Genomic DNA, 23,306 nt, shown 5'->3' with positions numbered 1-23,306 from the left:
GAGTCAGCCCCCGTTTTGGATCATGCCGTAGCACGTGGCGTAGTGCTCTGGGCTGCACGGAATGCCGTTGACCGTGTCGTATCCGTTGGGGTTGTTGATGATGTCGGCTCCACCGACCGATGCAGGCGGAACGGGGACTACCGGCGCTGCTGCGGTCCCGGCGCCACTGACACAGGTGTTCCAGTGGGTCAGCCTCGTGCCCCACGGACATTCCTTGGCTGCGGCGGGCGATGCGCACACCAATGGCGCAGCGGCCAAGGCCACCGCCCATCCGAAAACCACCACACCGCGCTTGACAGTCACCATCTAAGCTCTCCGAACCTCTCGCCCGACCCGCAACAGCCTAACCCGAGAGCTGCCAACTTGCGGCCGTGTCCCTCTTTTCCCGGTGCTGGGCAGTATTGCGCGCGGCCGTCGCAAACCTCCCTGACGAGGCCTTCGACGAGCCATCCGGCTGCGCGCTCGGCTGGTTCGCGACCTCGTGTGTCACCTCGTCATCGACGCGCAGGACGTGCTGATCACCCTGGTGACACCGGCTCAAAGCAAGCCGACCAGGGACCCGATCACCTACTGGGACGTGGCTGAAACACCGCCGTTGGGCGACGACCACTCGACGCGCTGACCGTCGGGCCGGCGGCGGGCTTCCCCATCCGGCCGTAGCGGTACAGACTGGCAACTGACTGTCAACGTAAATCGGTTACAGGGAGGCAATCCGATGACTATCGGGGACGACGAGGTCAGCCGCGCAGTTCAAGCCGATTCTGGAACCCAACAGGTTCAGGTTCGGCGTGCTGCGATGGCAAGCGCGATCGGCACGACGATCGAGTGGTACGACTTCTTCCTCTACAACACAGCCGCCGCGCTTGTCTTCCCGCACCTGTTCTTCCCAGAATCCTCGGCGTACGCAGGCGCGATGCAATCGTTCGCGACGTACTTCGTCGGGTTCGCCGCACGGCCGATCGGAGCGGCCATCTTCGGACACTGGGGCGACCGGATCGGCCGCAAGACCACGCTGATCATCACCCTGCTGGTCATGGGTCTCGCCTCCGCCGTCATCGGCCTCATGCCCGGGACCGCAACCATCGGCGTGGCCGCGCCGTTACTGCTGGTGTTCCTGCGCGTACTGCAGGGCATCGCCGTCGGCGGCGAGTGGAGCGGTTCGGTGCTGCTGACGATGGAATGGGGTGACCAGAAGCGACGCGGTCTGCTCGGCAGTTTCGCGCAGATCGGTGTCCCGGTCGGACTGGTGCTCGGTACCGGTGGCATGACGCTGCTGTCCGCGACGATGTCGGAGGACGCGTTCGACTCATGGGGCTGGCGGATCCCGTTCCTGGCCAGCCTGATCTTGGTGGCGGTCGGCCTGGTGATCCGGCTCCGAATCCTCGAGACGCCGATGTTCGCCAAGGTGGTGGAACAGGGGAAGACCGCGAGCGCCCCGGTCAAGGATGCGATCAAATATCACTGGCGGGAGATCCTGCTCTCCGCCGGTGTCCGGTTCGCCGAGCAGATGCCCTTCTACCTGTTCACCACATTCGTGCTGACCTACGTGGTGCAAGTTCACCACTACAGCAAGACCTTCATCCTGTCGGCGGTCCTGGTGGGGGCCACCGTCGAACTCGCCGCGATCCCCTTCTTCTCGCACCTGTCGGACACGCTTGGCAGGAAGAAGGTCTATACGGCCGGCGCGGTGATCGCCGGACTGTTCGCGTTCCCGTACTTCTACGTGCTGACCCACGGCGGCGGCGTGTCCATCTTCATCGTGATCGTGTGCTCGATGGTCATTCACGCGATGATGTACGGGCCGCAGGCGGCGCTGATCGGCGAAAGCTTCCCGACACATCTCCGCTACGGCGGCGCCGGCCTCGGCTACCAGTTGGCGTCGGTGTTCGCGGGCGGACCGGCCCCGCTGCTGGCGACCTGGCTGCTCCACGAGACGGGGACGCCTTATTCGATTTCGATCTACATCGTCATCGCCGCTGTCATCACGGTCATCTGTTGCCAGGCGCTGGCTGACCGTTCCCGCGCCGACATCGAGGACGACGCGGTCTACAGCCGGACCCGCACCTAGGCTCAGGCGCCGTCCCAGTTCTGCAGGAAAGCCTCGGTGACGATCGCTGCGTTGTCCGCCGCAATCTGCTTGTAGACGAAGAACGTGAACGGGTAGCCCGGCAGGTTCAGCGGGTCGCCGGGCCCGTCGGACATTCCGCGGATGCCGAGGAATGGAACGCCGTAGGCGTGGGCGATCTGTTGCGCCGCGGCGGTCTCCTGATCGACCGCATCGACCGGTGGGTTCGTCGCCGTCGCGAACCCCATTATGTTGCCGATGATTCCGCGGATCAGAAATGGTCCGATCGCCCGGAAGAAGTTGCCCGCGAACAACGGCGAGAAGTCGGGCGCGGCCAGTGGGGCAGGCCCGAATACGGCGCCGCCGAAGGGGATCGAGGGGAACGCGGCACCGTTGTTGTTGTCGTCGCTCGAGCCGTCGCCACCCACGTGTAGCTGCGGCTCACGTTTGAGGTCGACGAGGTGGCAACGCGCTAGCGGACCGCAGAGGCGGCAGGCCGGGCCGACGATGGTGTCGGTGCATTCCAGGTCCACGGTCAGCGTGTCGGCCGCGGCCAGCATGTCGGCGTCGACGGCGTGCCAGGTGGCGCCGTGGTCGGAAGTCCACTGGGCGGGGACGGCCACATCGCCGATCCGGGTGCGCCCGGAGCCGCCTGCGACGCCGGCGAACACCACCGCGCCGATGAAGACTCCGGATTCGGCCGTGAAGTGGGTCAGTGCCGTTTCGGTGACGCCTGCGGCGTTCGCCATGCCGATGCCCGTCATCGCGACCACGACGTTCTTGCCGCCCAGCGTTCCGAGGTAGTAGTGCCGACCGTCTGCGACGAGGACCGGATTCGCGGCGAGCGTGGTACGCGCGAGAATCGCATCCGCCTCGGCAGGGAAGGCGGTCAGGACCAGGGTGCGCTGTTCGGGTGCCACGGCGGTATCGGCCACCATGGTCTCACTGGTCGGCCGCGGATCGACGGTCTTCCGGCCGCGCAGGCGACCGAACTCACCTCACAGGAAACTGGCAGGTACGCACAGGCGTCGCCCGGGAATGCAACGGTTGTGGCGGACACCCGACTGACTGCCGACCAGCGCAACTCGTTCATCGCCGCATTTCTCGGCTGGACGATGGACGCCTTCGATTACTTCATCGTGGTGTTGGTCTACGCCGATATAGCCAAGACGTTCCACATGTCGAACGCCGAAGTCGCGTTCGTCACGACGGCCACGCTGCTGATGCGACCCGTCGGCGCGCTGATCTTCGGCCTGTGGGCCGACAGGGTCGGCAGACGTGTCCCACTCATGGTGGACGTGACGTTCTACTCGATCGTCGGGTTTCTCTGCGCCTTCGCTCCCAACTTCACCGTGCTGCTGATCCTGCGCCTTCTGTACGGCATCGGCATGGGCGGTGAATGGGGACTGGGTGCGGCACTGGCGATGGAAAAGATTCCCGTCGAGCGGCGTGGCTTCTTTTCCGGCTTGCTGCAGGAGGGCTACTCGTTCGGCTACCTGCTCGCCACGGTGTCATCCCTGCTTGTGGTGGATTGGTTGGGCCTATCGTGGCGCTGGCTGTTCGCCCTCTCCATCATTCCGGCCATGATCAGTCTCATCATCCGTTCCCGGGTTCGTGAATCCGAGGTGTGGGAGGCGGCTCAAGACCGAATGCGCCTGACCAGCACCAGAATTCGGGACATAGTCCTCGACCCCGCGATCATTCGCCGGTTCGTCTACCTGGTCATGCTGATGACGGCGTTCAATTGGATGAGCCACGGCACCCAGGACGTGTATCCGACGTTTCTGCAGGCAACACACAACGGTGGTGCCGGACTCTCCAGCGAGACAGCGAAATTGATCGCAGTCATCTACAACATCGGTGCGATCGCCGGGGGACTGGTGTTCGGCACTCTGTCGCAACGGTTCGGCCGCCGCCACACCATTGTCTTCTGCGCAGTGCTCGGTCTGCCGATCGTGCCGTTGTTCGCCTTTTCGCATACAGCAGCGATGCTGTGCCTCGGCTCATTCCTGATGCAGGTGGTGGTTCAGGGCGCTTGGGGGGTCATCCCCGCGCATCTCACGGAACTGTCGCCCGACGCCATCCGCGGATTCTATCCCGGCGTGACCTATCAACTCGGAAATCTGTTCGCCGCCTTCAATTTACCGATCCAGGAGCACCTCGCAGAGACGCACGGCTATCCGTTCGCGTTGGCCGCCACAGTCATACCGGTGCTCATTGCCGTCGCCGTGTTGACACTGATCGGCAAGGACGCCACCGGCCTACGATTCGGAACCGATCAGACCGCCGGCGCAGTGCGGTCCTGACGGCGGATGAGCACCACCGGCAGCTGCACCATTGCCGTCGTCTACTACTGAGCGTAGTATTCGAGTCGAGCGGTTCCCCCTGACTTATGGAGGTGAATCCCCGATGAAGTGGAGTTTCGCCCAGATCGGCCTGCTGATCATCGCAGCGTTTCACGTCATTCAGGCGGTCATCGGATTGATCGTCGAACCCAGCTTCGCAACCGGACCCGACGCGCCGACCGCCCAGGTGCTGGGGATGGATTACAACGGCTGGCATGCGGTCGCCGGTCTCGCGCTGTTCGCACCCGGCCTGGTGTTCGCGCTGCGCAGGTCGTGGGCGGTGCTGTACCTGCTCATCGCCGCGGTGGCCGGCGCGCTGCCCGGCATCTGGGCCTTCTTCTCACACCAGGTGGCTTTCGTCTTCACCTTTCCCAACAACACCACCGACGCGGTCGTGCACCTGGTGAGCGCGGCGGTCATGATCGCGGTCGCGGCGATACAGATCCGTATCGACGGCGGGCTGAGGAATTCGCTCGCCGACCTTCACCGGGAAGTTCAGACCACCCGAAACACGGGATAGTCGTTCACGATCCGCTCGAAGTCACGCACTGCCGCACGGCGGTCGATCGGGAAGAAGGGGCGCGCACCGGGAGCGAGGTCGAGATACCGGCGCAGGATCTCGGCCCGATCGCCCGAGAAGTCCTCAACCAGTAAGACATTCTCGCGCCGGCGGCGCATGAGAAGGACAGCGTGGTCATCGGCGCGAACGTTTGTCGCCCACTTCGTCTTCTGGCCGAGCATGGCCACCAGATAGCGGCCGCCCCCGTAATCGGCGACGACGACGGGGAACGAGATCGTGCGCCCGGTTTTGTGACCGCGAACTTCAAGGGTGGCCGCATGACGGGGACCGACGCCCGCCGCAAAGGCGATGGCGCCCAGCCGATTCGAGACCCGCGCCGTGAAGTTCGGTCGGCCGCCGCGATAGTTCCACCGCTGCAGGGCGCTCAGTGCATCGCGCAGCATGTCATCCCACCCGGCGCCGCGCATAGGCCTTGAGCTCCGAGGAAAGCGCGTCGACCTCCAACAGGTGCGGCAGCAGAGCCGGATCCGACATCCTTGCCCGGAACACCAGGCCGATCGTCACATCGTGGTCGGGCCGGTAGTCAATGGATATCGCGTCGCCTGCGCGCACCGTTCCAGGTGAGATGACACGAAAATAAGCGCCGGGTTTCGCCGCCTCGGTAAAGGTCTTGATCCAGTTGTGCAGACCCAGGAAGGCCGAGAAGGTCCGGCATGGGGTTCGAGGAGCCGACACCTCGAGCAGCGGACCGTCGCTGCCGATGCGCCACCGTTCGCCGATCCGCGCCCCGGTGACATCGGCTCCCGACGTGGTGAGGTTCTCACCGAACATGCCGTTGACCAGCCGGCGTGCGAGCACCGACTCCCATTCGTCGAGGTCCTCTCGCGCGTAGGCGTAAACGGCTTGATCGTCGCCACCGTGCAGTTTCCGGTTGCCGATGGTGTCGCCGACGAGTCCGCTGCCCAGACCACCGCGCATGGATCCCGGCGGCCGGACCATCACATCGTCGTGCGCTGCGGCTTTGTCGATACCCGTCGACCTCGACGGTGCGTCGGGATTCGGGCGGACGCGGGCGAGGTTGACCGACAACAGAGATGCCACGCGTCCAAGGTAATGGCCGGGAAATGAGGCCGCTTTTCGACTGCATCGGCGGGCGCCGGGCAATCCATGGCCGACAGCGGCACAAACGGCGCCCCTCGCGTGTTGCGATGGGGTAGACCGTTGATGCGAGGGAGCGCGAGTGAAGGTCCGTTTCGGAGTGGGGCTTGGAGCAGATCCAGGTCCCGAGCAACTGGCCGAGATCGTCGACCACCTCGAGGCCGTCGACATCGACTCGCTGTGGTTCTCCGAACTGGTCTACTCACCTTTGGTCGACCCGTTCGTCGGCATGGCGTTCGCGCTCGCGCGGACGACGCGATTGAAGGTGGGCACCTCGGTGGCGGTGCTGCCCGGTCGTCACCCCGTGCTGGTCGCCAAACAGCTCGCATCGCTGTCCGCGCTCGCACCCAAGCGGGTACTGCCCGTCTTCGGCCTGCGGTCGGCGTTGCCCGCCGAACGTGACTTGTTCGTCGTGCCGGACGGAAAGCGCGCTGCCGTCTTCGACGAGTCACTGCGCTTGTTGCGCATCGCGTTGCGAGAGGACGATGTGACGTTCTCCGGCGACTACTTCACCGTGCGGAACGCACAGGTGCTCCCGAAACCGATTCCGCCGCTTGATATCTGGATCGGCGGAGCGACAGCGGCGGCGTTTCGGCGCATCGGCGCCCTCGGCGACGGGTGGCTGGGCAGCTTCCTGACTCCGACGGAGGCGGCCCAGGCCCGTCAGGCGATCATCGCTGCCGCCGATGCAGCGGGCCGCGAGATCGAACCTGACCACTACGGAATCAATCTCGCGGTCGGCAACGGTGATCTGCCTGCGCCGGTGCTGGCCGCGATTCGCAAACGTCGGCCCGATCTCGATCCCGCAGAGCTCGTAGCGGCAGATTGGCCGACGCTGCACCGAAGGCTGGACGACTACATCGCCGCCGGGTTGACGAAGTTCGTCATCAGGCCGGCGGGCGACGTCGACACATCGGATTTCCTTGACGCCTTCGTCACCCAGCTCCTCCCACGGCAGAACTGAGTTCCCGACGACTACTCCGAGTCGGCGCTGCGTTGGTCGTCGGCAGAGGGCATGCCCTCGGGCGGCGGCGTCGAGTACGCCGGATTCGCCGGCGATACCTGTGTTTCGGCGCCTTCGGCGGGCTGCTGCTGATCGGGTGTCGATTCCGGTGAGCTCATTCGTCCTCCTCGGGGGGCGTTGCGGCAACCGCCGAGGACTACCCTGACGGGAGTGGCCGAAACGTCCGTCGGGGAGCTGCGCCGACGCCTCGACGGTCTGACCATCCGCGACGCCGCACGGCTCGGCAGGCGCCTGAAGAACCTCCGCGGCGCGAATCCCGAGAAGCTGCTGCCACTCGCCGAACAGATCGCCGCGGCAGAAGCGCTCGTCGCCACCCGCCAAGCCGCCGTCCCGAACATCTCGTACCCGGACCTGCCGGTCAGCCAGCGGCGACAAGAGATCGCCGACGCGATCCGGACACATCAGGTCGTGGTTGTCGCGGGGGAGACCGGGTCGGGCAAGACGACTCAGCTGCCCAAGATCTGCCTCGATATCGGCCGAGGTATCCGCGGCACGATCGGCCACACCCAGCCCAGACGGCTGGCCGCACGCACCGTGGCCCAGCGCATCGCCGACGAGCTGGGCACACCGCTGGGGGAGACGGTCGGCTACACCGTCCGGTTCGCCGATCAGGTCAGCGACCGCACGCTGGTCAAGCTCATGACAGACGGCGTTCTGCTCGCCGAGATGCAGCGTGATCGCCGCCTGTTGCGGTACGACACCCTCATCCTCGACGAGGCCCACGAGCGCAGCCTCAACATCGACTTCCTGCTCGGCTATCTGCGCGAGCTGCTGCCGCAACGGCCCGACCTGAAGGTGATCGTCACCTCGGCGACCATCGAGCCGGAGCGCTTCGCGGCGCACTTCGACGTCGCGCCGATCGTCGAAGTGTCGGGGCGCACCTATCCGGTCGAGATCCGTTACCGCCCACTGGAAGTTCCGGTCGCGTCACCTGATGACGACGACCCCGACGATCCAGACCATGAAGTCGTGCGCACCGAGTCGCGCGACCAGACCGAGGCGATCATCGACGCCATCGGCGAACTCGAGAAGGAGCCGCCCGGCGACGTTCTGGTGTTCTTGTCGGGTGAGCGCGAGATCCGCGACACTGCAGACGCTTTGCGGCATCTGAAGAACACCGAGGTACTGCCGCTTTACGCGCGGCTGCCGACCGCCGAACAACAGCGAGTCTTCGCTCCGCACACGGGTCGGCGAGTCGTGCTCGCGACCAATGTCGCCGAGACATCGCTGACGGTGCCGGGGATCCGGTACGTCGTCGACCCGGGCACCGCACGGATTTCACGCTACAGCCGCAGAACGAAGGTGCAGCGGTTGCCGATCGAACCCATCTCGCAGGCGTCCGCCGCCCAGCGCGCGGGGCGTTCCGGACGCGTGGCGCCGGGCGTGTGCATCCGCCTGTACTCCGAGGACGATTTCGAATCACGGCCGCGCTATACCGACCCCGAGATCCTGCGCACGAATCTCGCCGCGGTGATCCTGCGGATGGCGGCGCTCCAACTCGGCGACATGGCGAGCTTCCCGTTCCTTGATCCACCGGAGCAACGAAGCATTCGCGACGGCGTCCAACTCCTGCAGGAGCTCGGCGCCTTCGACAACGACGGTGCGATCACGCCCGTCGGCCGTCGAATCGCACAGCTGCCGATCGACCCGCGGCTGGCCAGGATGATCGTGGCGGCCGAGGCCGAAGGATGTGTGCGCGAAGTGCTCGTGATCGCCGCAGCGCTGGCGATCCCGGATCCGCGTGAACGACCCGCCGGCAACGAGGAGGCCGCTCGACAGAAGCACGCCCGCTTCGCCGACGAACACTCCGACTTCCTGACCTACCTGAACCTGTGGCGATATCTCGGAGAACAACGAAAAGAGCGGTCCGGAAACTCTTTTCGGCGTATGTGTCGCGAGGAGTTCTTGCACTACCTGCGCGTCCGCGAATGGCAGGACCTGGCCGGGCAGCTACGCAGCATCGCCCGCGACATGGGCATCCGTGAGCAGGACGAGCCTGCGGATGCCGCGCGGGTGCATGCAGCGGTGACCGCCGGACTGTTGTCGCATATCGGTATGCGGGAAGGTGATTCGCAGCCGCGCACGCGTGGAGCGAAGTCGGCGCCGCGCACGCGAGGAGCGAACCTGCCGGAGTTTCTGGGCGCGCGCAACTCGCGGTTCGTGCTGGCACCGGGATCCGTGCTGACCAAACGTCCGCCGCGCTGGATCGTCGTCGCCGACCTGGTCGAGACCAGCCGGTTGTACGGACGCACAGCGGCCCGCATCCAACCGGAGGAGGTCGAACGCGTTGCGGCCCATCTGGTGCAGCGCACGTACAGCGAGCCGCATTGGGACGCGCAGCGCGGCGCGGTGATGGCCTACGAGCGGGTGACGCTGTACGGACTGCCGATCGTGGCTCGTCGGCGCATCGACTACGGCCCGATCGAGCCGCAGCTGGCCCGCGAGCTGTTCATCCGGCACGCACTGGTCGAGGGGGAGTGGCAGACCCGCCACCACTTCTTCCGCGACAACACGCGGCTGCGCGCGGAGCTCGAAGAACTGGAGGAGCGTGCCCGCCGGCGTGACCTGGTGGTCGGGGACGACGAGGTCTACGCGCTCTACGACGCCCGCATCCCCGCAGACGTCGTGTCCGCGCGGCACTTCGATGCGTGGTGGAAGAAGCAGCGGCACAAGACACCAGAGCTGCTGACGTTCACCCGCGATGACCTGTTACGCGCTGACGACGGGGCAGGCGCCGACCGGCCGGACACCTGGCGGGCGGGCGATGTCGCGCTGCCCCTCTCGTACCGATTCGAGCCGGGAGCCGCCCATGACGGCGTCACGGTGCACGTTCCGATCGACGTGCTGGCCCGACTGGGTGGCGACGAATTCGCGTGGCAGGTGCCCGCGCTGCGGGAGGAGTTGGTCACCGAACTCATCCGCTCGCTGCCGAAGAATCTGCGCCGCAACTTCGTTCCGGCGCCCGACACCGCACGCGCTGTGATGGGCGCGATCGACCCGGCGACAGAGCCGCTGCTGGAGGCGCTGCAGCGCGAACTGCGCCGTCGCAGCGGCGTTCTGGTGCCGATCGACGCGTTCGACCTGGACAGGCTGCCGCCACACCTGCGGGTGACGTTCGCCGTCGAATCCGCGGACGGCGCCGAGGTCGCCATGGGCAAGGACCTCACGGCACTTCAGGAGCGGCTGGCCGCACCGGCGCAACACGCCGTCGCGCGAGCCGTCGGCGGCGACCTGGAACGGACGGGTCGGCGTGCATGGCCCGACGACGTCGACGAGGTCCCGCGGGTCGTCGAGCGAACGGTCGGCGGGCGGGCGGTTCGAGGCTTTCCGGGCTTCGTCGACGCCGGCGGGGCGGTCGATCTGCGTGTGTTTCCGACGTCCGCCGAGCAGTCCAGGGCGATGGGCCCCGGTACGCGGCGATTGGTGCGGTTGAGCGTGGCGTCTCCGGTCAAAGCGGTGGAGCGGCAGCTGGATCTGCGTACTCGCCTGACACTCGGCACGAACCCGGACGGTTCCCTGCCTGCATTGCTCGAAGACTGCGCCGACGCTGCGGCCGACGTACTGGTGCCGGGGCCGGCGTGGACCAGGGCCGAGTTTTCGGCGCTGCGCGACCGAGTGGCGAAGGATCTCGTATCGACGACCGCCGACATAGTCGGGCGCGTCGCGAAAGTGCTCGCCGCCGTGCACGACGTGCAACTGCTGCTGCCCGCGCAACCGTCGCAAGGCCAGGCCGAGGCGATCGAGGACATCCGCGCGCAGCTCGATCGGCTCATGCCGCCCGGGTTCGTCACGGTGACCGGTCGCGCGCGGCTCGGCGATCTGCTCCGCTACATGACAGCAATTCACCGACGCCTCGACCGGTTGCCCCACGGGATCGAGGCCGACCGGCAACGGATGAGGCAAGTGCACGCGGTCGAGGACGCCTACGAAGAAGTGGTTCGCGCGTTGCCGTCGGGCCGGCAGCAAGCCGCCGACGTGCGCGACATCGCCTGGCAGATCGAGGAGTTGCGGGTAAGCCTGTGGGCCCAGCAGCTCGGCACTCCGCATCCGGTGAGCGAACAGCGGATCCGCCGGGCGATCGACGCAGCCGCCGGCGGTTGAGCCTCAGCGCTGTCGCCGCACGAAGGGAACAGCGGGGGAGTCGTGACCAGTGTGGACAAGCCCGGCTCCGCGTGATTTTTGGGATCGGTAGCGATCCGGTTTCTGTGTACTGCTGGCAACACCGCATCAGGCGGCGCGACTGCAAAGGAACAGACCGTGGACAAACGAAGTAAGACCATCGCCGGGGCACGTGTACCTCGTAGACTTGCCACGGCACTGGTTCAATCCGCCGACAGCGATGCGAGGCAAATCCATTGTCCGAGACGAAGATCACGGTCATCTACGACAATCCCACCGACCCGGACGCCTTCGAGGCCGCATATGCGTCGGAGCAGCTCGAGGCCGCTCGGCGGATACCGGGACACATCCGGTTCGAAACGTCCAAGGTGTGGCCGAAGGAAGATGGCAGCCCGACGCCCGCATATCGCTCGATCGACCTGTACTACCCGGACTACTCCGCTGCGAGCGACGCGGTGACCACACCGGAGGCCGCCGCGTTCTTCGAGGCGATGGCGCGATTGTCGACGGGTGGTGTGCGCGTGCTGTTCTCCGACATCGAAGTGCCCCAGAGCTGATCAGGTAGGAGAGGTCCCCTGCTCACGCTGATAGTCGAACAGCGTGTACGACTGGCCCAACCGCCGTCTGCGCTCAGCCTCTTTGACTGTGCGTTGCCGTTCGGCTGCGGGCGCATGTACGAGTTCGCGATACAGCTCGTTGTCGACGGCATAGACACCGGGCACCGGTTCACGCAGGTGCCGGCGATATAGCTGATCAGCATAGGCAAGTGGGTCCTCGCCGTCGTTCTGTCGCCGGACGAATTCCTCGCCCAGCCGTCGCAACGCCTCCTGGCTGCTGCGACCCGAAACCGACCAGTCCGCACCGGGATACGACGCGGTCCACGTATCCCCGGTCGATGTCACCTGCGGATCCATATGGAAGGCATACCGCCGCAGGGCGTCGCCCGCCGCATCATCGTCTGCTGAGTCGCTCACTTATTCCTCCCCAGAGATCACGGCAACGATCCGCCAGTGTCGTCGGTTGGGCTCCAGTATGTTCCGACACCGAGATCGGAATACAGGATGGAACATCTGTAGAAGCCGAATGTCCCTTTCGGCCTCAAACACCACACGATCGGCCCGGTCGGAAGTTGTGGCTCCAGCGCGGGAGGAGAACTGGGTAGCTCGTATTGAAGAGCCCGGACGTCTCCGGCGATATCGGCGCCGTGTTGGCTGACCGAGTCGACGACCTCGGCGGCGTTAACCAGTTGTGCGCGTAGTGCCGTCAGGATGACGCGCTGCGCTGCCGGTGATGTCGCACCCGCGCCGGCTTGCAGAGTCGCTTGGGCTCGAGCCGCGATCGCGGTCAGGCGTCGAGCTCCTGCGTGGGTGAGTGCGGCGGCGGTTTCCATACGCGCTTGCAGCGCGCTGTCGGCGTACCCGGACGCACTCAACGCGGCCGCATTATCGACCGCGAACCTCCTGTGCACGGCGATCAGCACTCCCGACGAACCGTTTGTCATCTGCGCTGTGGCATTCGTGGATCGCGCCGCAGCCTCGATGTCGCCAAGCCCGACGCCTCCGGAAGTAGGCGCGTGCGGGGACACCAAAGCCGCAGCCCGCTGGATCGCCTGCTCTACGAGTGCGCATTCACCCACGAGGGACATCACTCAATTATCGAGCGATCGGTGAGCCGCTCCACCGCCAATTTCATGCGGCGGAAGGGTGGGCACCCGCGGTGTACTGTCACGCCGGTGACGGTGTATGCGCTGAACCTGTTCGATATCGCCAACCGCGACGAGTATCTCGCGTACTCGAAGCGCTCACCCCAAGAGGTCGCCAAGCACGGCGGTCGCGTCGTCGCCCTCGGCCAGTTCCGCGAATCGATCACCGGCGACATCGAACCGCGCAAGGTGCTGATTCTCGTCGAGTGGGATTCGAAGGATGCGTTCCAAAGCTACTGCGACGAGCCCGAACTCGCCGATCTGCACGCCCACCGGGAGGCTGGTTCGTCGTCCTACATCTGGCACCTGTTCGACCGCCTCGACGACCTGCGACCGCTGCTCAAGCCTTAGTGATTGCAGCCAACCCTCCTGTCGTTGTTGGGTGCGGGCACCTCGACAGCGGAGGGGCCCAGCTATCAAGGTGGGAACTGCCCGCAGGGGATGACCTGTACCCACTGGTGGTCCCGGCGACCCCGCCATACCGGGCAGCCAAGTGCTGAGCTGGGATTGGAACGTCTGCCACGACGGGTACTGGAACTCCGAGGGCATCGTCGACGTCGACAGCAGCACGATCTATCCGTGGTCTGGCGTACCTCATCAGGTGGCCCCGCCAGCGCCGGTCGCGCCTGCGGCGCCCCTGGAGCCGCCGCCGCCGGGCACACCGTTCTGCAGCCCGCGCGGAGCGTTGATCATCATTCCGCCGATCTGCGACGAGATCGGTGTCGACCTACCGCCTCGATCGGTACGCAATTAGCCGGACACGGCGAGACCTTGTGACTCATGTCGAGGCGCTGAGGATCTTGATCGCGAAGACGAGCGTGTCTCCCTGCTGGATACCCGCGCTGGGCTGGCCTTCAGGGTAGCCGTCGGCAGAGGTCATGGCGACGGCGACCGTGGACCCCACCTTCTGTCCGGCGATGGCCTTCTGGAAGCCCGGCACGACGCGATCGAGCGGGAAATCGACCGGGGCGCCCTGTTCGTAGCTGCTGTCGAACACGGTCCCGTCACGTCCATTGACGCCCATGTAGCAGACCGAAACCGTTGCCGTGTCCGCGACGACCGCCCCTTCACCGGCCCGCAACGTGTGCACCTGCGTCTCGGTCACGCTGAACGGACCGTCCACCTTGACGCTTGGCGCCGTCGTATCCGTGGATCCGGTGACCGCGACGCTGCCGGTAGCCCCGGGCAGCGTCCACTCGGGTGTGCCTCCGCCCTGCGGTGCCGCCGTTGGGCACGTGCCGGCAGCGGTGGCCGTTTCGGTGGTGGACGCCGTGCTCACGTCGACAGTGGAGGACGTGAGCGCGGACGACGTGCTTGCCGACGACGTGTCCGTGTCGGAGCCGCACGCGGTGACCATCAGGATGAAGGACGCGGCACACCCGGCGAACGCGACGGAGGAAGACATTCGAGAGAAGTTCACGGTCGCTCACGCTACAGCCGTGCACGAGATCGATGAATTCGTCCTGCCGTCGAGGTCTATCTGATCGGAACACAACGAACGGCTTGGAGGGTAGGAGACCGAAGGCTTCCCACGGTGGTTACCTGCCGATCAACGTGTCGGTATCTCGGGGGAGTGCGGCAAGACGACTACCCCTACCGTCGCGAAGGAGAACCCTGATGCTGCCCGTGATGTACTCGATGAGCGTGTCGCTGGACGGTTTCATCGCCGGACCGGATGGTGACATCGGCTGGGGGGATCCTGACGCCGGGCTGATGCGCTTCCACATCGAGCAGACCCGCGACATCGCCGCGTACCTATGTGGGCGGCGGCTATACGAGGACATGCTGGTATGGGAGACCGCCGAGCAGACCATGTCCGGCGACGCGGACCTCGAATTCGCCGGGATCTGGCGGGCGATCCCGAAGGTGGTGTTCTCCCGAACGCTGAATTCGGTGGAAGGCAACGCGCGGCTGGCCGCCGACGACGTCGTCACCGAGGTCGCCCGGCTGCGAGACCAGCCCGGTGAGGGCGTGGTGTCCATCGGCGGGGCGATCCTCGCCGCGGCCGCCATCGCCGAGGACCTGATCGATGAGTACCGCCAGTTCGTCAACCCGGTCGTTCTTGGTGGCGGCACCCCGTACTTCCCGCCGCTTGCAAAACGTCTCGACTTGCGGCTCATCGAGTCCCGGACTTTCGGCACGGGTGCGGTCTACCTTCGCTATCAACGCACGCGCTGAGCCGGCGACCGGTCACGATCGGGCGAGTGGTGGCAGTCCACGGGTTATGGAACGACGGCTCCGCCTACTGGTAACCCTCCGTATTCGATTCCGCCGTATTCCCTGCGCGTTGTGTGGCAATAAGACATGGCAACTTTCGACCTTCGTAACTGAGCATTACCGGTGGTAGCAGTGTGGGATGGGGCGAACTGCTCACGGCTGATGAAGGTTATGAAGGCTCGTCTTCGGCGGGGGAGTCGTAGTTTGTGGCCAGGTGGTGCAGGACTCGTTCGTTGAGGGTGGCGAGCATGTCGAGCTCAGCCGGGGTAAGCAGGTCGATGAAGTTCCGGCGGACGTCCTCCACGTGCCCCGGCGCCGCCTTCTCGATGGCGGCGCGGCCGGCCGGCAGCAGGCAGACCAGGGTGCTGCGGGCGTCGTCGGGGTTGGGCTCGCGGCTGATCAGCCCGTCCTTCTCCATGCGCCGCAGCTGGTGGGAGACACGGCTCTTCTCCCAGCCAAGTGCGCTGCACAGGTCGCGGGCGGGCATGCGGTCCCCGTCGAGAGCCGAGAGCACCGCAAGGACCTCGTAGTCGGCCCCGGACAGGCCGGATTCCTGCAAGCCCCGGTTCAGGTGCACGACGAGCTGATGGTGCGCGTGCATGAAGGCTCGCCATGCACGGTCTTCACGAGCGTTCAGCCACTTCGGTTTCATTGGCCTCCATGCTACCCCGATTGGTTGACGCATCATCAATTCGTGCATACGGTTGAGGAGTCAACCTTTTCGTTCGTCAACCAAGACGGGAACATCATGAGCAGCATCAGCATCATCGGCCTGGGGAACATGGCCAGCGCACTGGCCGACCGGGCACTTGCAGGCGGCAACGCAGTCGAGATCATCGGCCGCGACGAGGTGAAAGCCAAGGAGTTGGCCGCCGCGTTCGGCGGCGCCACTGTCGGGACGGCCGGCACCGCGCCGGCCGGGGACATCGTTATCCTCGCCGTGCCGTACGCCAGCGCGGCGGCGGTGGTTAGCGAGTACGGGGACGCTCTGAACGGCAAGGTCATCATCGACATCACCAACCCCGTTACCCCCGATATCAAGGGCTTCGTCACCCCCGAGGGCAGTTCCGGCGCGCAGGAGATCGCCAAGGCCGCCCCCGCAGGCGCGCATGTGGTCAAGGCGTTCAACACCCTGTTCTCCAATGTTCTGGCGGCCGGCCCAGTCGAGGGTCGCCCATTGGACGTGTTCATCGCCGGCGACGACGCGCAGGCGAAGGCACGGGTGTCGGCGTTCATCGAGAGCCTGGGATTGCGCCCGATGGACGCCGGTCAGCTGCTAATGGCGCGGGCACTGGAGAACGCCGGCCTGCTGGAGATGGGCCTGGTCGCCAACTCCGTCAAGCACACCAACTTCTTCCTCGGCGTCAACGTTCTCAGCTGAGCGCACCCGAACCTCCACCTACCCTCAGAAGGACAGCAGCATGCGCGTTTTCATCGCTGGTGGGACCGGCCACTCCGGTTCGTACATCATCCCCGAGCTCATCGCCGCCGGGCACGAGGTCACCGGGCTGGCCCGGTCGGACACCGCCGCGGCGGTCCTGTCCGCGCTCGGCGCCAAGGTGCGTCGCGGCAGCCTCGAGGACCTCGACGGGCTCAAGGAGGCGGCCGCGGACTCCGACGGTGTCATCCACGTCGCGCACAGGCAAGACCTGCTTCCGTCCGGCGGGATCGACGCCGTGACCGCAGCGGAGCTCCCAGTCATCCTCGCGTACGGCGAGGCACTCACGGGAATCGGAAAACCGCTGGTCGCGGCGGGCAGTATGGGCTCGCCCGGGAACCTGGGGCGGCCGGCCACCGAGGAGGACCCGGCCCTTCCCAGCGGCGATGAGTACAAGGGAACACTGCGGTTCCGTAACGCCGTGGAGACCGCCGTAGTCGGCCTGGCCGAGAGGGGAGTGCGGTCTTCGGTCGTGCGGCTTCCCACCATCGCGCACAGCACGACCGATAGTGCCGGCTTCCTCCCGGGGCTGATCGCGCTCGCAAAGGAGAAGGGCTTCGCCGGCTACCCCGGAGACGGCGCGAACCTGTGGGGCGCCGTGCACATCCGCGATGTCGCCTCCTTGTTCCGCTTGGCGCTGGAGAAGGGTCCGGCTGGCAGATCTTGGCACGCGATCGAGGACGGGGGCATCCCGTTCCGCGAGATCGCCGAGGCCATTGGCAGCCGTCTTGGCCTGCCCACCGTGAGCGTTCCCGCGGACGTACTGATGCTGCCGGGATATTTCGGAATGTTCACGAATCTGGTCACGATGTCCCTGCCGGCATCCAACCTCATCACGCGCCGCACCCTCGGCTGGGAACCCACGCAGCCCAGCCTGCTCGCCGATTTGGACAACGGCCATTACTTCTCCGGCCAGCTGAGGGCCTAGGCGCAACCACCATGTCTCACACATCGCGAGGAGTAGCCATGACCACGTTCGCCCCGCACCGCGACACCTTGGAGTCCTTCGTCGACTGCATCCACGGCGGCGCAGACAAAGACACCCTCACCCGTTTGCTCGCTGAGGACGTGGTGCTGTACGGCCCGTTCGGCGATGAGCCAGTCACCGGCCGCGAGGCCGCCGTGGAAACCATAAAGACCGTCAACAGACTGTCGTCCGACGACACCTATATGGAGGTCCTCAGTGGCGGAACGCACCACGCTGCACACTTCCGGCTGCAAGTCGGAGACGCCGCGGTCAACGGCATATTTTTCGTCCTGCTCGACGCGGACGGCAAGATCGCCGAGGTGAGCATCTTTTACCGCACGCTGCCGTCCGGCGTCGCGCTGCAGCGGAACCTTGCGGACGTACTGGGCATGCAGCCCTGGGAACTGCGCACGAACGGGGAGTAACGACGAAGACCGTGCCCGGTCTTCCTCCGGCAGCAGACCACGATCGGGAGAGTGGCGGGGGACGCTGCTCGGCGGACCACCGCTCGCCAAGTTGACATAATGTGGCTTATCGGCAAAAGGTGGTGAGTTGCATTAGATGCAAAGTGCTCGCAGTCCTTGACGAGTCGCCGATCTGACCACGTCACGACGCAGATTTCGGGTACTCAACTCTCCAGCGGGCTCCTTGCATGGAGGTTGCCATCCAGGTCAATCACTTTATGAATGATTCGGGCGTTAGGTGAAGCCTTGAGCATGCCCCTGGCGGTCGGCCCCGTGGTCGCAAATGGACCGCCCATCCTCGCTCTCCCCTGTGCCGCCGGTAATACGTCACAGTGACGAATTGTCCTGTGGCGCAGGGCTATTGGCGCATAGCGCACAGCACGCCGGCTATCGGCCACTGCGGCCCCGAAGGCGCATCCATCTTCGCAATGGTGCCAGAATCGATGCTGGGATAGCGACGGCTTCTTCGTAGGCGGGGTGCATCCCGTTCCCGCGTATTTGTCGGACACCGGCGGGCCGTGTGGGATCAGGCGCTGAGGCGCCTGCCCGATTGCGGGAGGACCTGAGCGTTTTCGTGGGGGCTATGTCCCCGTGGCGAAGGGACGGCCCTTGTCCCGGTGGGTCCGTTCGGTAATCGTACTTTTCAGCTACCAGGACGACGCGTGGCCCCCGGCCGTTTGGCACAGTGTGCTTCACCAGCGAAAAGACTCGTTATGGGAGGACCCTCAATGCCCAACAAGATGAAGAAACTGTCGAAGAGGCTGAAGAAGCTGGCCAAGAATCCGCAGAAAATGTCGAAGAAGATGAAGAAGGTGCTGGCCTAGACAGCGCCTCGCTGTGTCAAGAGCCCGGTATCGGGGTCGGTTGTAGGGAGGCTGCTGGCGGGCCCGGGAAGTGACTTGTCCGAAGCGTCAGTATGCGGGGTTTGAGCTGGCCGTGCTGGATGTTGTAGTCGCCCCCGAGTGTCCTCCCGGGTCTGCCCCAAGTCTGGCTGCGTCGCGCATCTGTTGGCGGTAGACGTCTTCGGAGAGTCGTCGATTGAGGCAGCGCAACGCTTCTCGGTGGCTTTTGCCTCCTCCCGGATCGTCTACCTTCGCTACCGGCGAAATGCGGTGAGCTTGGCGCCGATGAACCGCTTCCAGCGCCGAACCCCCGACTGGCGTGGGTTTAATGTCGGCGTTTTGGCCTTTGAACGTGCTCGGGCGGCATGGCATGCTCAGCGCCGAGACCGCCATGCCATCTCGATGATTGGACACTTTTCTTACCGGAACAGAGTCACTGAAAGACGGAGTCGGCTGGCTTTCGGTGCCACTCCCCTCAGAAGTGCCAAATGGGTCATCCAGACACCCACGCCGAAATCGTCACTGTGACGTATTTTACTGCGCATCAACGTCTTTCGGTACACACAAGTCATAATCAAGTGCCACGAAGCACCCGGCGACCACAGCCATGGAGCACCGGCTAACTTGGAGTCGCACGCGAGCGGCGACACACACGAAGGGACGCAGCGATGAGTTCAGTCAGCCCTGATGCGATCCAAGCCGAGACCATCACCATCAAGGGCCACAACGGTGACGAGATCGAGGCCTATCGCGCCATCCCGCTCGAGCCCGGTCCGCGGGGCGGCGTGGTGTGGATCCACCACATGCCGGGATACGACCGCGAGACCAAGGAATTCGTCCGCCGCCTGGCCGTCGACGGCTACCAGGTCGTAGCACCGAACCTGTATTCGCGCGAAGCTCCCGGCGCTGATCCGGATGACGCGGCTGCGACCGTTCGCGCTGCGGGCGGAGTGCCCGACGAGCGACTGGTGGGCGATGTCGCGGGGGCCGCCGAATACCTTCGCGGCCTCGACGGCGCCAACGGCAAGATCGGGGTCATCGGCCACTGCTCGGGCGGCAGGCAAACCTTCCTGGCCGCCTGCTCCCTGACGATCGACGCCGCGGTCGACTGCTATGGCGCCTTTGTCGTCGAAGAGGCGCCGGAAGGGATGCCGCGGGCGATGCAACCCATCATGAATCTGGCGCCGAATCTCAGTTGTCCGCTGCTCGGGCTGTTCGGTGACGACGACCGCTACCCGCCGCCCCAGTCGGTCGCCACCCTCGACTCCGAGTTGAGCCGGCTCGGCAAGGACCACACCTTCATTTCTTACGAGGGCGCCGGCCACTCCTTCTTCTCGGTCGACCGCCCGGCCTACCGGGTCGACGCGGCCGTCGATGGCTGGCGCCGGATCAACGAGTTCTTCGGCACCCACTTGAAAGGCTGATTCGCATGTGCACGTATCTCACGGAGAAGATCGTGGTCGACGGCAGCGGCAAAGGCGCCAACGGTTGGTTCTCCGCCAGTGAGGCGACCGTCTATGTCGATCACCCGGTTCACGCGCCGTACGGCCACACGCTCAACATCGACATGCAGAACCCCGCGCTCGGCCCGTCTGCGCGCGTGGCGCTGGAACTTACCGAAGAGACCGCGCTGGCGCTGGCCGACGCGATCCATCGCGCGCTCGATTCCGCCCCCGCCGGCCTTGCGTCCAGGGATCAATAACCGACGAGCAGGCCGCATTTCGTTGATTCGTCACGGTGACGTTTCATCCACTCGCCCACGCTCTGCCATACCGTAAGGTCGGACATCATCAGAGACACCGCGACGGCTGCCGCCGAGCAACGACCGCCGGGCCCACGCGCAATCGCGCCACTGCGCCCGTTTGTCGCAGCCGCTTGCGGTGCCGGATATCTGCTCGCCGGAGAGTGGTTGATACGGCGCCTGTTCGCCGTGTACGGGCCCATCGTGTCGATTCCGCTACCGGGCATCCCGGTGGTCCTCATCAAGGACCCCGAGTTGGTCAAGCAGGTGTTCACCGAGAAGCCCGACATTTTGCTCGGCGGCAAGGGCGTTCGTCCTTCGGCGCTCATCTATGGAACGGGCTCCATGTTCGTTCAAGAAGAACCCGAGCACCTTCGGCGGCGGAAACTGATGACGCCGCCGCTGCACGGCAGGGCTCTGGAAAATTACCGGCCGATCATCGAGGACAGCACCCAGCACGCGCTGGCGTCCTGGCCGCGAGACGAGCCGTTCACGATGCTGCGCGCGGCGCGCGACCTCGCTCTCGACATAATCGTCCGGGTCATGTTCGGCGTCGAAGACCGCAACGAGCGCAACCGGCTCGGTCGTCCTTTCGAGGCGCTGTTGGATCTCGGGTCCTCTGAGCAACTGATCCTGCGTGTCGCCCTGCACTCGGTAGGCGGCTTGAAGCGGTGGCCCCGGCTCGACCGCGCGAACCAGGGTATCGACGACCTGCTGACACCGATGATCGCCACCAGACGCCGGGAACCCGATCTGCGCGAGCGCACCGACATCATGTCGTTGTTGCTCAGCATTCGCAGCGAGGACGGCGAGTACTTGACCGACAAGGAGATTCGCGACGACCTCGTGACGCTGGTGCTGGCCGGCCACGAGACGACCGCCACGACACTGGCGTGGATGATCGACTTGTTGCTGCACCACCCACACGAGCTGGCCGCGGTGCAGGAGGAGGCCGAGGCGGCCGGACCGACGGCGTATGTGCAGGCGGTGATCAACGAGACGCTTCGTTTCCGGCCCCCCTCCCCCTTCACCGGGCGCTACACCGCCGGGGACTATCAGCTCGGCGGGTACACGGTGCCGGCCCGAACGCGCATCGTCCCGCACATCGGCGAGGTGAACCTCGATGCTGCGACGTACGACCACCCGCATGAGTTCCGACCGGAGCGATTCCTGAAGACGAGCCCGCCGACCTACGCATGGATCCCGTTCGGCGGCGGAATCAAGCGTTGCCTCGGCGCCAGCTTCAGCACTCTCGAGCTCACGGTCGTGCTCCAGACGCTACTGCGCTCCGGCCGATTCGAAGCCGTGCACGAGACGCAGGATCGACAGGTTCGTCGCGGAATCGTCTTGTTGCCGCATCGAGGGGTTCCTGTTCGCTATCACCGCTAGCACGCCATAATCTGGCGAGCGTTTGCGAAAGACAAAGGAGTCACCGATGGAGATCGACCCTGCCGCAACCGCCTGGCTGCTTGCCTGCACAGCGCTGGTCCTGTTGATGACGCCGGGTCTGGCCATTTTCTACGGCGGCATGGTGCGGTCGACGGGCGTACTCAACATCATCATGATGTGCTTCATCTCCATCCCGGTCGTCACGATCGTGTGGTTGCTCGCCGGCTATTCGTTGGCATTCGGCCCGGACGCCGGCAGCGGTCTCATCGGCAACCTCGACCACTTCGGGCTACTCGGCATCGACCCGACCACCGTTCGGTCCGGCATTCCGGAATTGCTCTTCGTGACGTTTCAGCTCGGCTTCGCGATCGTCACGGCCGCACTCATCTGTGGCGCGATCGCCGACCGCGCCCGGTTCTCGGCATGGATGATCTACATCGCCGTCTGGACCGTCGCCATCTATGCACCCGTCGCGCACTGGGTGTGGGGGCCCAACGGCTGGCTCGCGTCGCTGGGCACCGTCGACTACGCGGGCGGTCTCGTCGTCGAGATCGTGTCCGGGGCGTCTGCATTGGCGTTGGCGCTTGTGCTCGGTCCGCGGATCGGATTCAAGTCCGAGGCGATGCGACCACACAACCTGCCGTTCGTTCTGCTCGGCGTCGGGCTGCTGTGGTTCGGCTGGTTCGGATTCAACGCAGGTTCGGCGCTCGCCGCGGACGGCAAGGCGTCGGTGGTTTTCCTCAACACGCTGATCGCAGGGTGCCTCGGGATGATGGGCTGGATCTTTGTCGAACGTGTCCGAGACGGTCGGCCGACGACCTTCGGAGCAGCATCCGGAGTGATCGCGGGGTTGGTGGCGATCACTCCGTCGTGCGGATTCGTCGCACCACTCGGCGCTTTTGCGATCGGGCTGGCGGCGGGTGTGGTGTGCTCCTACGCAGTCGGTTGGAAGTTCAAGGCCGGCTACGACGACTCGCTTGACGTCGTCGGTGTCCACTTCGTCGGCGGCGTCGTCGGCACCTTCCTGATCGGACTGCTGGCCGCCGAGGTGGTGTCCGGCGGCGTTGAAGGCTTGTTCTACGGCGGCGGGCTGGCACTACTTGGCAAGCAGACTCTGGCCATTCCGGTGGTCGCGCTTTACGCCTTCATCGTCTCGTTCGTCATCGGCAAGGTCATCGAAGCAACATTCGGATTCCGCATCGAGCGTGAGGACGAGATTTCCGGAATCGATCTCGCGCAGCACGCGGAGACCGCCTACACCGAAGGCGTGCACGGCGCACCGCAGAAGCGGCCCGGCATCGGCTGACTTCATTCG

At 65.4% G+C, this 23,306-nt stretch carries 26 protein-coding genes and 1 pseudogene; 18 read left to right on the top strand and 9 right to left on the bottom strand.

Annotation, left to right across the window (positions count from 1 at the left end):
• Positions 1 to 3 precede the first annotated feature (3 nt).
• Positions 4 to 306 carry a hypothetical protein gene (locus tag QOC76_RS29410; protein ID WP_526363207.1) on the bottom strand — a complete coding sequence of 101 codons (303 nt, stop codon included), beginning with the start codon at positions 304 to 306 and terminating at the stop codon, positions 4 to 6.
• A gap of 65 nt (positions 307 to 371) precedes the next feature.
• Here QOC76_RS29410 and QOC76_RS29405 point away from each other — a divergent pair.
• Together QOC76_RS29405 and QOC76_RS29400 are read left to right on the top strand one after the other, a co-directional pair.
• Positions 372 to 645 (top strand): annotated as a pseudogene (locus QOC76_RS29405) (maleylpyruvate isomerase N-terminal domain-containing protein); the annotation flags it as partial.
• A gap of 70 nt (positions 646 to 715) precedes the next feature.
• Complete coding sequence (locus tag QOC76_RS29400; RefSeq protein WP_526363205.1) at positions 716 to 2,068, top strand: MFS transporter; 1,353 nt, start codon at positions 716 to 718, stop codon at positions 2,066 to 2,068.
• Positions 2,069 to 2,070: 2 nt separating this feature from the next.
• Here the strand turns inward: QOC76_RS29400 and QOC76_RS29395 are convergent, their stop codons facing one another.
• On the bottom strand, positions 2,071 to 3,000 hold the full coding sequence (locus tag QOC76_RS29395; RefSeq protein ID WP_526363203.1) for a phosphorylase family protein: 930 nt from the start codon (positions 2,998 to 3,000) through the stop codon (positions 2,071 to 2,073).
• Positions 3,001 to 3,114: 114 nt separating this feature from the next.
• On the opposite strand from QOC76_RS29395, the gene QOC76_RS29390 reads away from it, so the two are divergent.
• The gene (locus QOC76_RS29390; RefSeq protein WP_526363201.1) at positions 3,115 to 4,371 is read left to right on the top strand and encodes an MFS transporter; all 1,257 of its coding nucleotides are present in this window, start codon (positions 3,115 to 3,117) and stop codon (positions 4,369 to 4,371) included.
• A gap of 103 nt (positions 4,372 to 4,474) precedes the next feature.
• Positions 4,475 to 4,930: a DUF4383 domain-containing protein gene (locus QOC76_RS29385; protein WP_526363199.1), complete on the top strand. Its 456-nt coding sequence runs from the start codon at positions 4,475 to 4,477 to the stop codon at positions 4,928 to 4,930.
• Here the strand turns inward: QOC76_RS29385 and QOC76_RS29380 are convergent.
• Positions 4,906 to 5,373 carry a nitroreductase/quinone reductase family protein gene (locus QOC76_RS29380; protein WP_526363197.1) on the bottom strand — a complete coding sequence of 156 codons (468 nt, stop codon included), beginning with the start codon at positions 5,371 to 5,373 and terminating at the stop codon, positions 4,906 to 4,908. The genes QOC76_RS29385 and QOC76_RS29380 overlap by 25 nt on opposite strands.
• Position 5,374: 1 nt before the next feature.
• Positions 5,375 to 6,022, bottom strand: a complete 648-nt coding sequence (locus QOC76_RS29375) for an MOSC domain-containing protein (RefSeq protein WP_526363233.1) — start codon at positions 6,020 to 6,022, stop codon at positions 5,375 to 5,377.
• 148 nt (positions 6,023 to 6,170) lie between these two features.
• Between QOC76_RS29375 and QOC76_RS29370 the strand changes: the two genes are divergently transcribed.
• The gene (locus QOC76_RS29370; protein WP_526363195.1) at positions 6,171 to 7,052 is read left to right on the top strand and encodes a TIGR03854 family LLM class F420-dependent oxidoreductase; all 882 of its coding nucleotides are present in this window, start codon (positions 6,171 to 6,173) and stop codon (positions 7,050 to 7,052) included.
• A gap of 11 nt (positions 7,053 to 7,063) precedes the next feature.
• On the opposite strand, the gene QOC76_RS29365 is transcribed toward QOC76_RS29370, so the two are convergent.
• A complete protein-coding gene (locus tag QOC76_RS29365) occupies positions 7,064 to 7,210 on the bottom strand; it encodes a hypothetical protein (RefSeq protein WP_526363193.1) in 147 nt (48 codons plus the stop codon).
• A 52-nt stretch (positions 7,211 to 7,262) separates the two neighbouring features.
• Between QOC76_RS29365 and hrpA the strand changes: the two genes are divergently transcribed.
• Both hrpA and QOC76_RS29355 read left to right on the top strand, forming a co-directional pair.
• Positions 7,263 to 11,213: an ATP-dependent RNA helicase HrpA gene (hrpA, locus tag QOC76_RS29360; RefSeq protein ID WP_526363191.1), complete on the top strand. Its 3,951-nt coding sequence runs from the start codon at positions 7,263 to 7,265 to the stop codon at positions 11,211 to 11,213.
• A 254-nt stretch (positions 11,214 to 11,467) separates the two neighbouring features.
• On the top strand, positions 11,468 to 11,788 hold the full coding sequence (locus QOC76_RS29355) for an EthD family reductase (protein ID WP_526363189.1): 321 nt from the start codon (positions 11,468 to 11,470) through the stop codon (positions 11,786 to 11,788).
• On the opposite strand, the gene QOC76_RS29350 is transcribed toward QOC76_RS29355, so the two are convergent.
• Together QOC76_RS29350 and QOC76_RS29345 are read right to left on the bottom strand one after the other, a co-directional pair.
• Positions 11,789 to 12,205: a hypothetical protein gene (locus QOC76_RS29350; protein WP_526363187.1), complete on the bottom strand. Its 417-nt coding sequence runs from the start codon at positions 12,203 to 12,205 to the stop codon at positions 11,789 to 11,791.
• A 17-nt stretch (positions 12,206 to 12,222) separates the two neighbouring features.
• Positions 12,223 to 12,876, bottom strand: a complete 654-nt coding sequence (locus QOC76_RS29345) for a hypothetical protein (RefSeq protein WP_526363185.1) — start codon at positions 12,874 to 12,876, stop codon at positions 12,223 to 12,225.
• 87 nt (positions 12,877 to 12,963) lie between these two features.
• Here QOC76_RS29345 and QOC76_RS29340 point away from each other — a divergent pair, with 87 nt between their 5' ends.
• Together QOC76_RS29340 and QOC76_RS29335 are read left to right on the top strand one after the other, a co-directional pair.
• On the top strand, positions 12,964 to 13,284 hold the full coding sequence (locus QOC76_RS29340; protein ID WP_526363183.1) for a DUF1330 domain-containing protein: 321 nt from the start codon (positions 12,964 to 12,966) through the stop codon (positions 13,282 to 13,284).
• A gap of 142 nt (positions 13,285 to 13,426) precedes the next feature.
• Positions 13,427 to 13,687, top strand: coding sequence for a hypothetical protein (locus tag QOC76_RS29335; protein WP_526363181.1), 261 nt, complete (start codon positions 13,427 to 13,429; stop codon positions 13,685 to 13,687).
• A 24-nt stretch (positions 13,688 to 13,711) separates the two neighbouring features.
• On the opposite strand, the gene QOC76_RS29330 is transcribed toward QOC76_RS29335, so the two are convergent.
• Positions 13,712 to 14,290: an FKBP-type peptidyl-prolyl cis-trans isomerase gene (locus tag QOC76_RS29330; protein WP_526363231.1), complete on the bottom strand. Its 579-nt coding sequence runs from the start codon at positions 14,288 to 14,290 to the stop codon at positions 13,712 to 13,714.
• On the opposite strand from QOC76_RS29330, the gene QOC76_RS29325 reads away from it, so the two are divergent.
• Both QOC76_RS29325 and QOC76_RS29320 read left to right on the top strand, forming a co-directional pair.
• Entirely contained in the window at positions 14,229 to 14,417 is a 189-nt protein-coding gene (locus QOC76_RS29325; RefSeq protein ID WP_526363235.1) for a hypothetical protein, read from the top strand. The two genes, QOC76_RS29330 and QOC76_RS29325, sit on opposite strands and share 62 nt — an antisense overlap.
• Before the next feature lie 133 nt (positions 14,418 to 14,550).
• Positions 14,551 to 15,111 (top strand): dihydrofolate reductase family protein, encoded by a 561-nt coding sequence (locus QOC76_RS29320; protein ID WP_526363179.1) that lies wholly within the window; start codon positions 14,551 to 14,553, stop codon positions 15,109 to 15,111.
• A gap of 208 nt (positions 15,112 to 15,319) precedes the next feature.
• Here the strand turns inward: QOC76_RS29320 and QOC76_RS29315 are convergent, their stop codons facing one another.
• A complete protein-coding gene (locus QOC76_RS29315; protein WP_526363177.1) occupies positions 15,320 to 15,802 on the bottom strand; it encodes a MarR family winged helix-turn-helix transcriptional regulator in 483 nt (160 codons plus the stop codon).
• A 96-nt stretch (positions 15,803 to 15,898) separates the two neighbouring features.
• Between QOC76_RS29315 and QOC76_RS29310 the strand changes: the two genes are divergently transcribed.
• The 7 genes from QOC76_RS29310 (at position 15,899) to QOC76_RS29280 (ending at position 23,297) form a co-directional block, all read left to right on the top strand.
• Positions 15,899 to 16,531, top strand: a complete 633-nt coding sequence (locus QOC76_RS29310) for an NADPH-dependent F420 reductase (protein WP_526363175.1) — start codon at positions 15,899 to 15,901, stop codon at positions 16,529 to 16,531.
• Between the two features lie 40 nt (positions 16,532 to 16,571).
• Entirely contained in the window at positions 16,572 to 17,516 is a 945-nt protein-coding gene (locus tag QOC76_RS29305) for an SDR family oxidoreductase (protein ID WP_526363173.1), read from the top strand.
• A 38-nt stretch (positions 17,517 to 17,554) separates the two neighbouring features.
• A complete protein-coding gene (locus QOC76_RS29300; protein WP_526363171.1) occupies positions 17,555 to 17,980 on the top strand; it encodes a nuclear transport factor 2 family protein in 426 nt (141 codons plus the stop codon).
• 1,549 nt (positions 17,981 to 19,529) lie between these two features.
• Positions 19,530 to 20,285, top strand: coding sequence for a dienelactone hydrolase family protein (locus tag QOC76_RS29295; RefSeq protein ID WP_526363169.1), 756 nt, complete (start codon positions 19,530 to 19,532; stop codon positions 20,283 to 20,285).
• Positions 20,286 to 20,290: 5 nt separating this feature from the next.
• The gene (locus QOC76_RS29290) at positions 20,291 to 20,563 is read left to right on the top strand and encodes a DUF6295 family protein (protein WP_526363167.1); all 273 of its coding nucleotides are present in this window, start codon (positions 20,291 to 20,293) and stop codon (positions 20,561 to 20,563) included.
• A gap of 243 nt (positions 20,564 to 20,806) precedes the next feature.
• Positions 20,807 to 21,991, top strand: coding sequence for a cytochrome P450 (locus tag QOC76_RS29285; RefSeq protein ID WP_526363165.1), 1,185 nt, complete (start codon positions 20,807 to 20,809; stop codon positions 21,989 to 21,991).
• 46 nt (positions 21,992 to 22,037) lie between these two features.
• Positions 22,038 to 23,297: an ammonium transporter gene (locus QOC76_RS29280; protein ID WP_526363163.1), complete on the top strand. Its 1,260-nt coding sequence runs from the start codon at positions 22,038 to 22,040 to the stop codon at positions 23,295 to 23,297.
• Positions 23,298 to 23,306: the final 9 nt, after the last annotated feature.

The organism is Mycobacterium sp., from assembly GCF_032159565.1.
GTDB lineage: Bacteria > Actinomycetota > Actinomycetes > Mycobacteriales > Mycobacteriaceae > Mycobacterium.
The sequence above is the reverse complement of the archived record's forward strand: the minus strand, read 5'-3'. Positions and strand labels throughout refer to the sequence as shown.

Coding starts and splice junctions, on each gene's coding strand:
- QOC76_RS29410 (WP_526363207.1), bottom strand. CDS start 306: ATGGTGACTGTCAAGCGCGGTGTGGTGGTTTTCGGATGGGCGGTGGCC.
- QOC76_RS29400 (WP_526363205.1), top strand. CDS start 716: ATGACTATCGGGGACGACGAGGTCAGCCGCGCAGTTCAAGCCGATTCT.
- QOC76_RS29385 (WP_526363199.1), top strand. CDS start 4,475: ATGAAGTGGAGTTTCGCCCAGATCGGCCTGCTGATCATCGCAGCGTTT.
- QOC76_RS29380 (WP_526363197.1), bottom strand. CDS start 5,373: ATGCTGCGCGATGCACTGAGCGCCCTGCAGCGGTGGAACTATCGCGGC.
- QOC76_RS29365 (WP_526363193.1), bottom strand. CDS start 7,210: ATGAGCTCACCGGAATCGACACCCGATCAGCAGCAGCCCGCCGAAGGC.
- QOC76_RS29345 (WP_526363185.1), bottom strand. CDS start 12,876: ATGTCCCTCGTGGGTGAATGCGCACTCGTAGAGCAGGCGATCCAGCGG.
- QOC76_RS29330 (WP_526363231.1), bottom strand. CDS start 14,290: ATGGTCACCGCGTGCGGCTCCGACACGGACACGTCGTCGGCAAGCACG.
- QOC76_RS29320 (WP_526363179.1), top strand. CDS start 14,551: ATGCTGCCCGTGATGTACTCGATGAGCGTGTCGCTGGACGGTTTCATC.
- QOC76_RS29315 (WP_526363177.1), bottom strand. CDS start 15,802: ATGAAACCGAAGTGGCTGAACGCTCGTGAAGACCGTGCATGGCGAGCC.
- QOC76_RS29310 (WP_526363175.1), top strand. CDS start 15,899: ATGAGCAGCATCAGCATCATCGGCCTGGGGAACATGGCCAGCGCACTG.
- QOC76_RS29305 (WP_526363173.1), top strand. CDS start 16,572: ATGCGCGTTTTCATCGCTGGTGGGACCGGCCACTCCGGTTCGTACATC.
- QOC76_RS29300 (WP_526363171.1), top strand. CDS start 17,555: ATGACCACGTTCGCCCCGCACCGCGACACCTTGGAGTCCTTCGTCGAC.
- QOC76_RS29295 (WP_526363169.1), top strand. CDS start 19,530: ATGAGTTCAGTCAGCCCTGATGCGATCCAAGCCGAGACCATCACCATC.
- QOC76_RS29290 (WP_526363167.1), top strand. CDS start 20,291: ATGTGCACGTATCTCACGGAGAAGATCGTGGTCGACGGCAGCGGCAAA.
- QOC76_RS29280 (WP_526363163.1), top strand. CDS start 22,038: ATGGAGATCGACCCTGCCGCAACCGCCTGGCTGCTTGCCTGCACAGCG.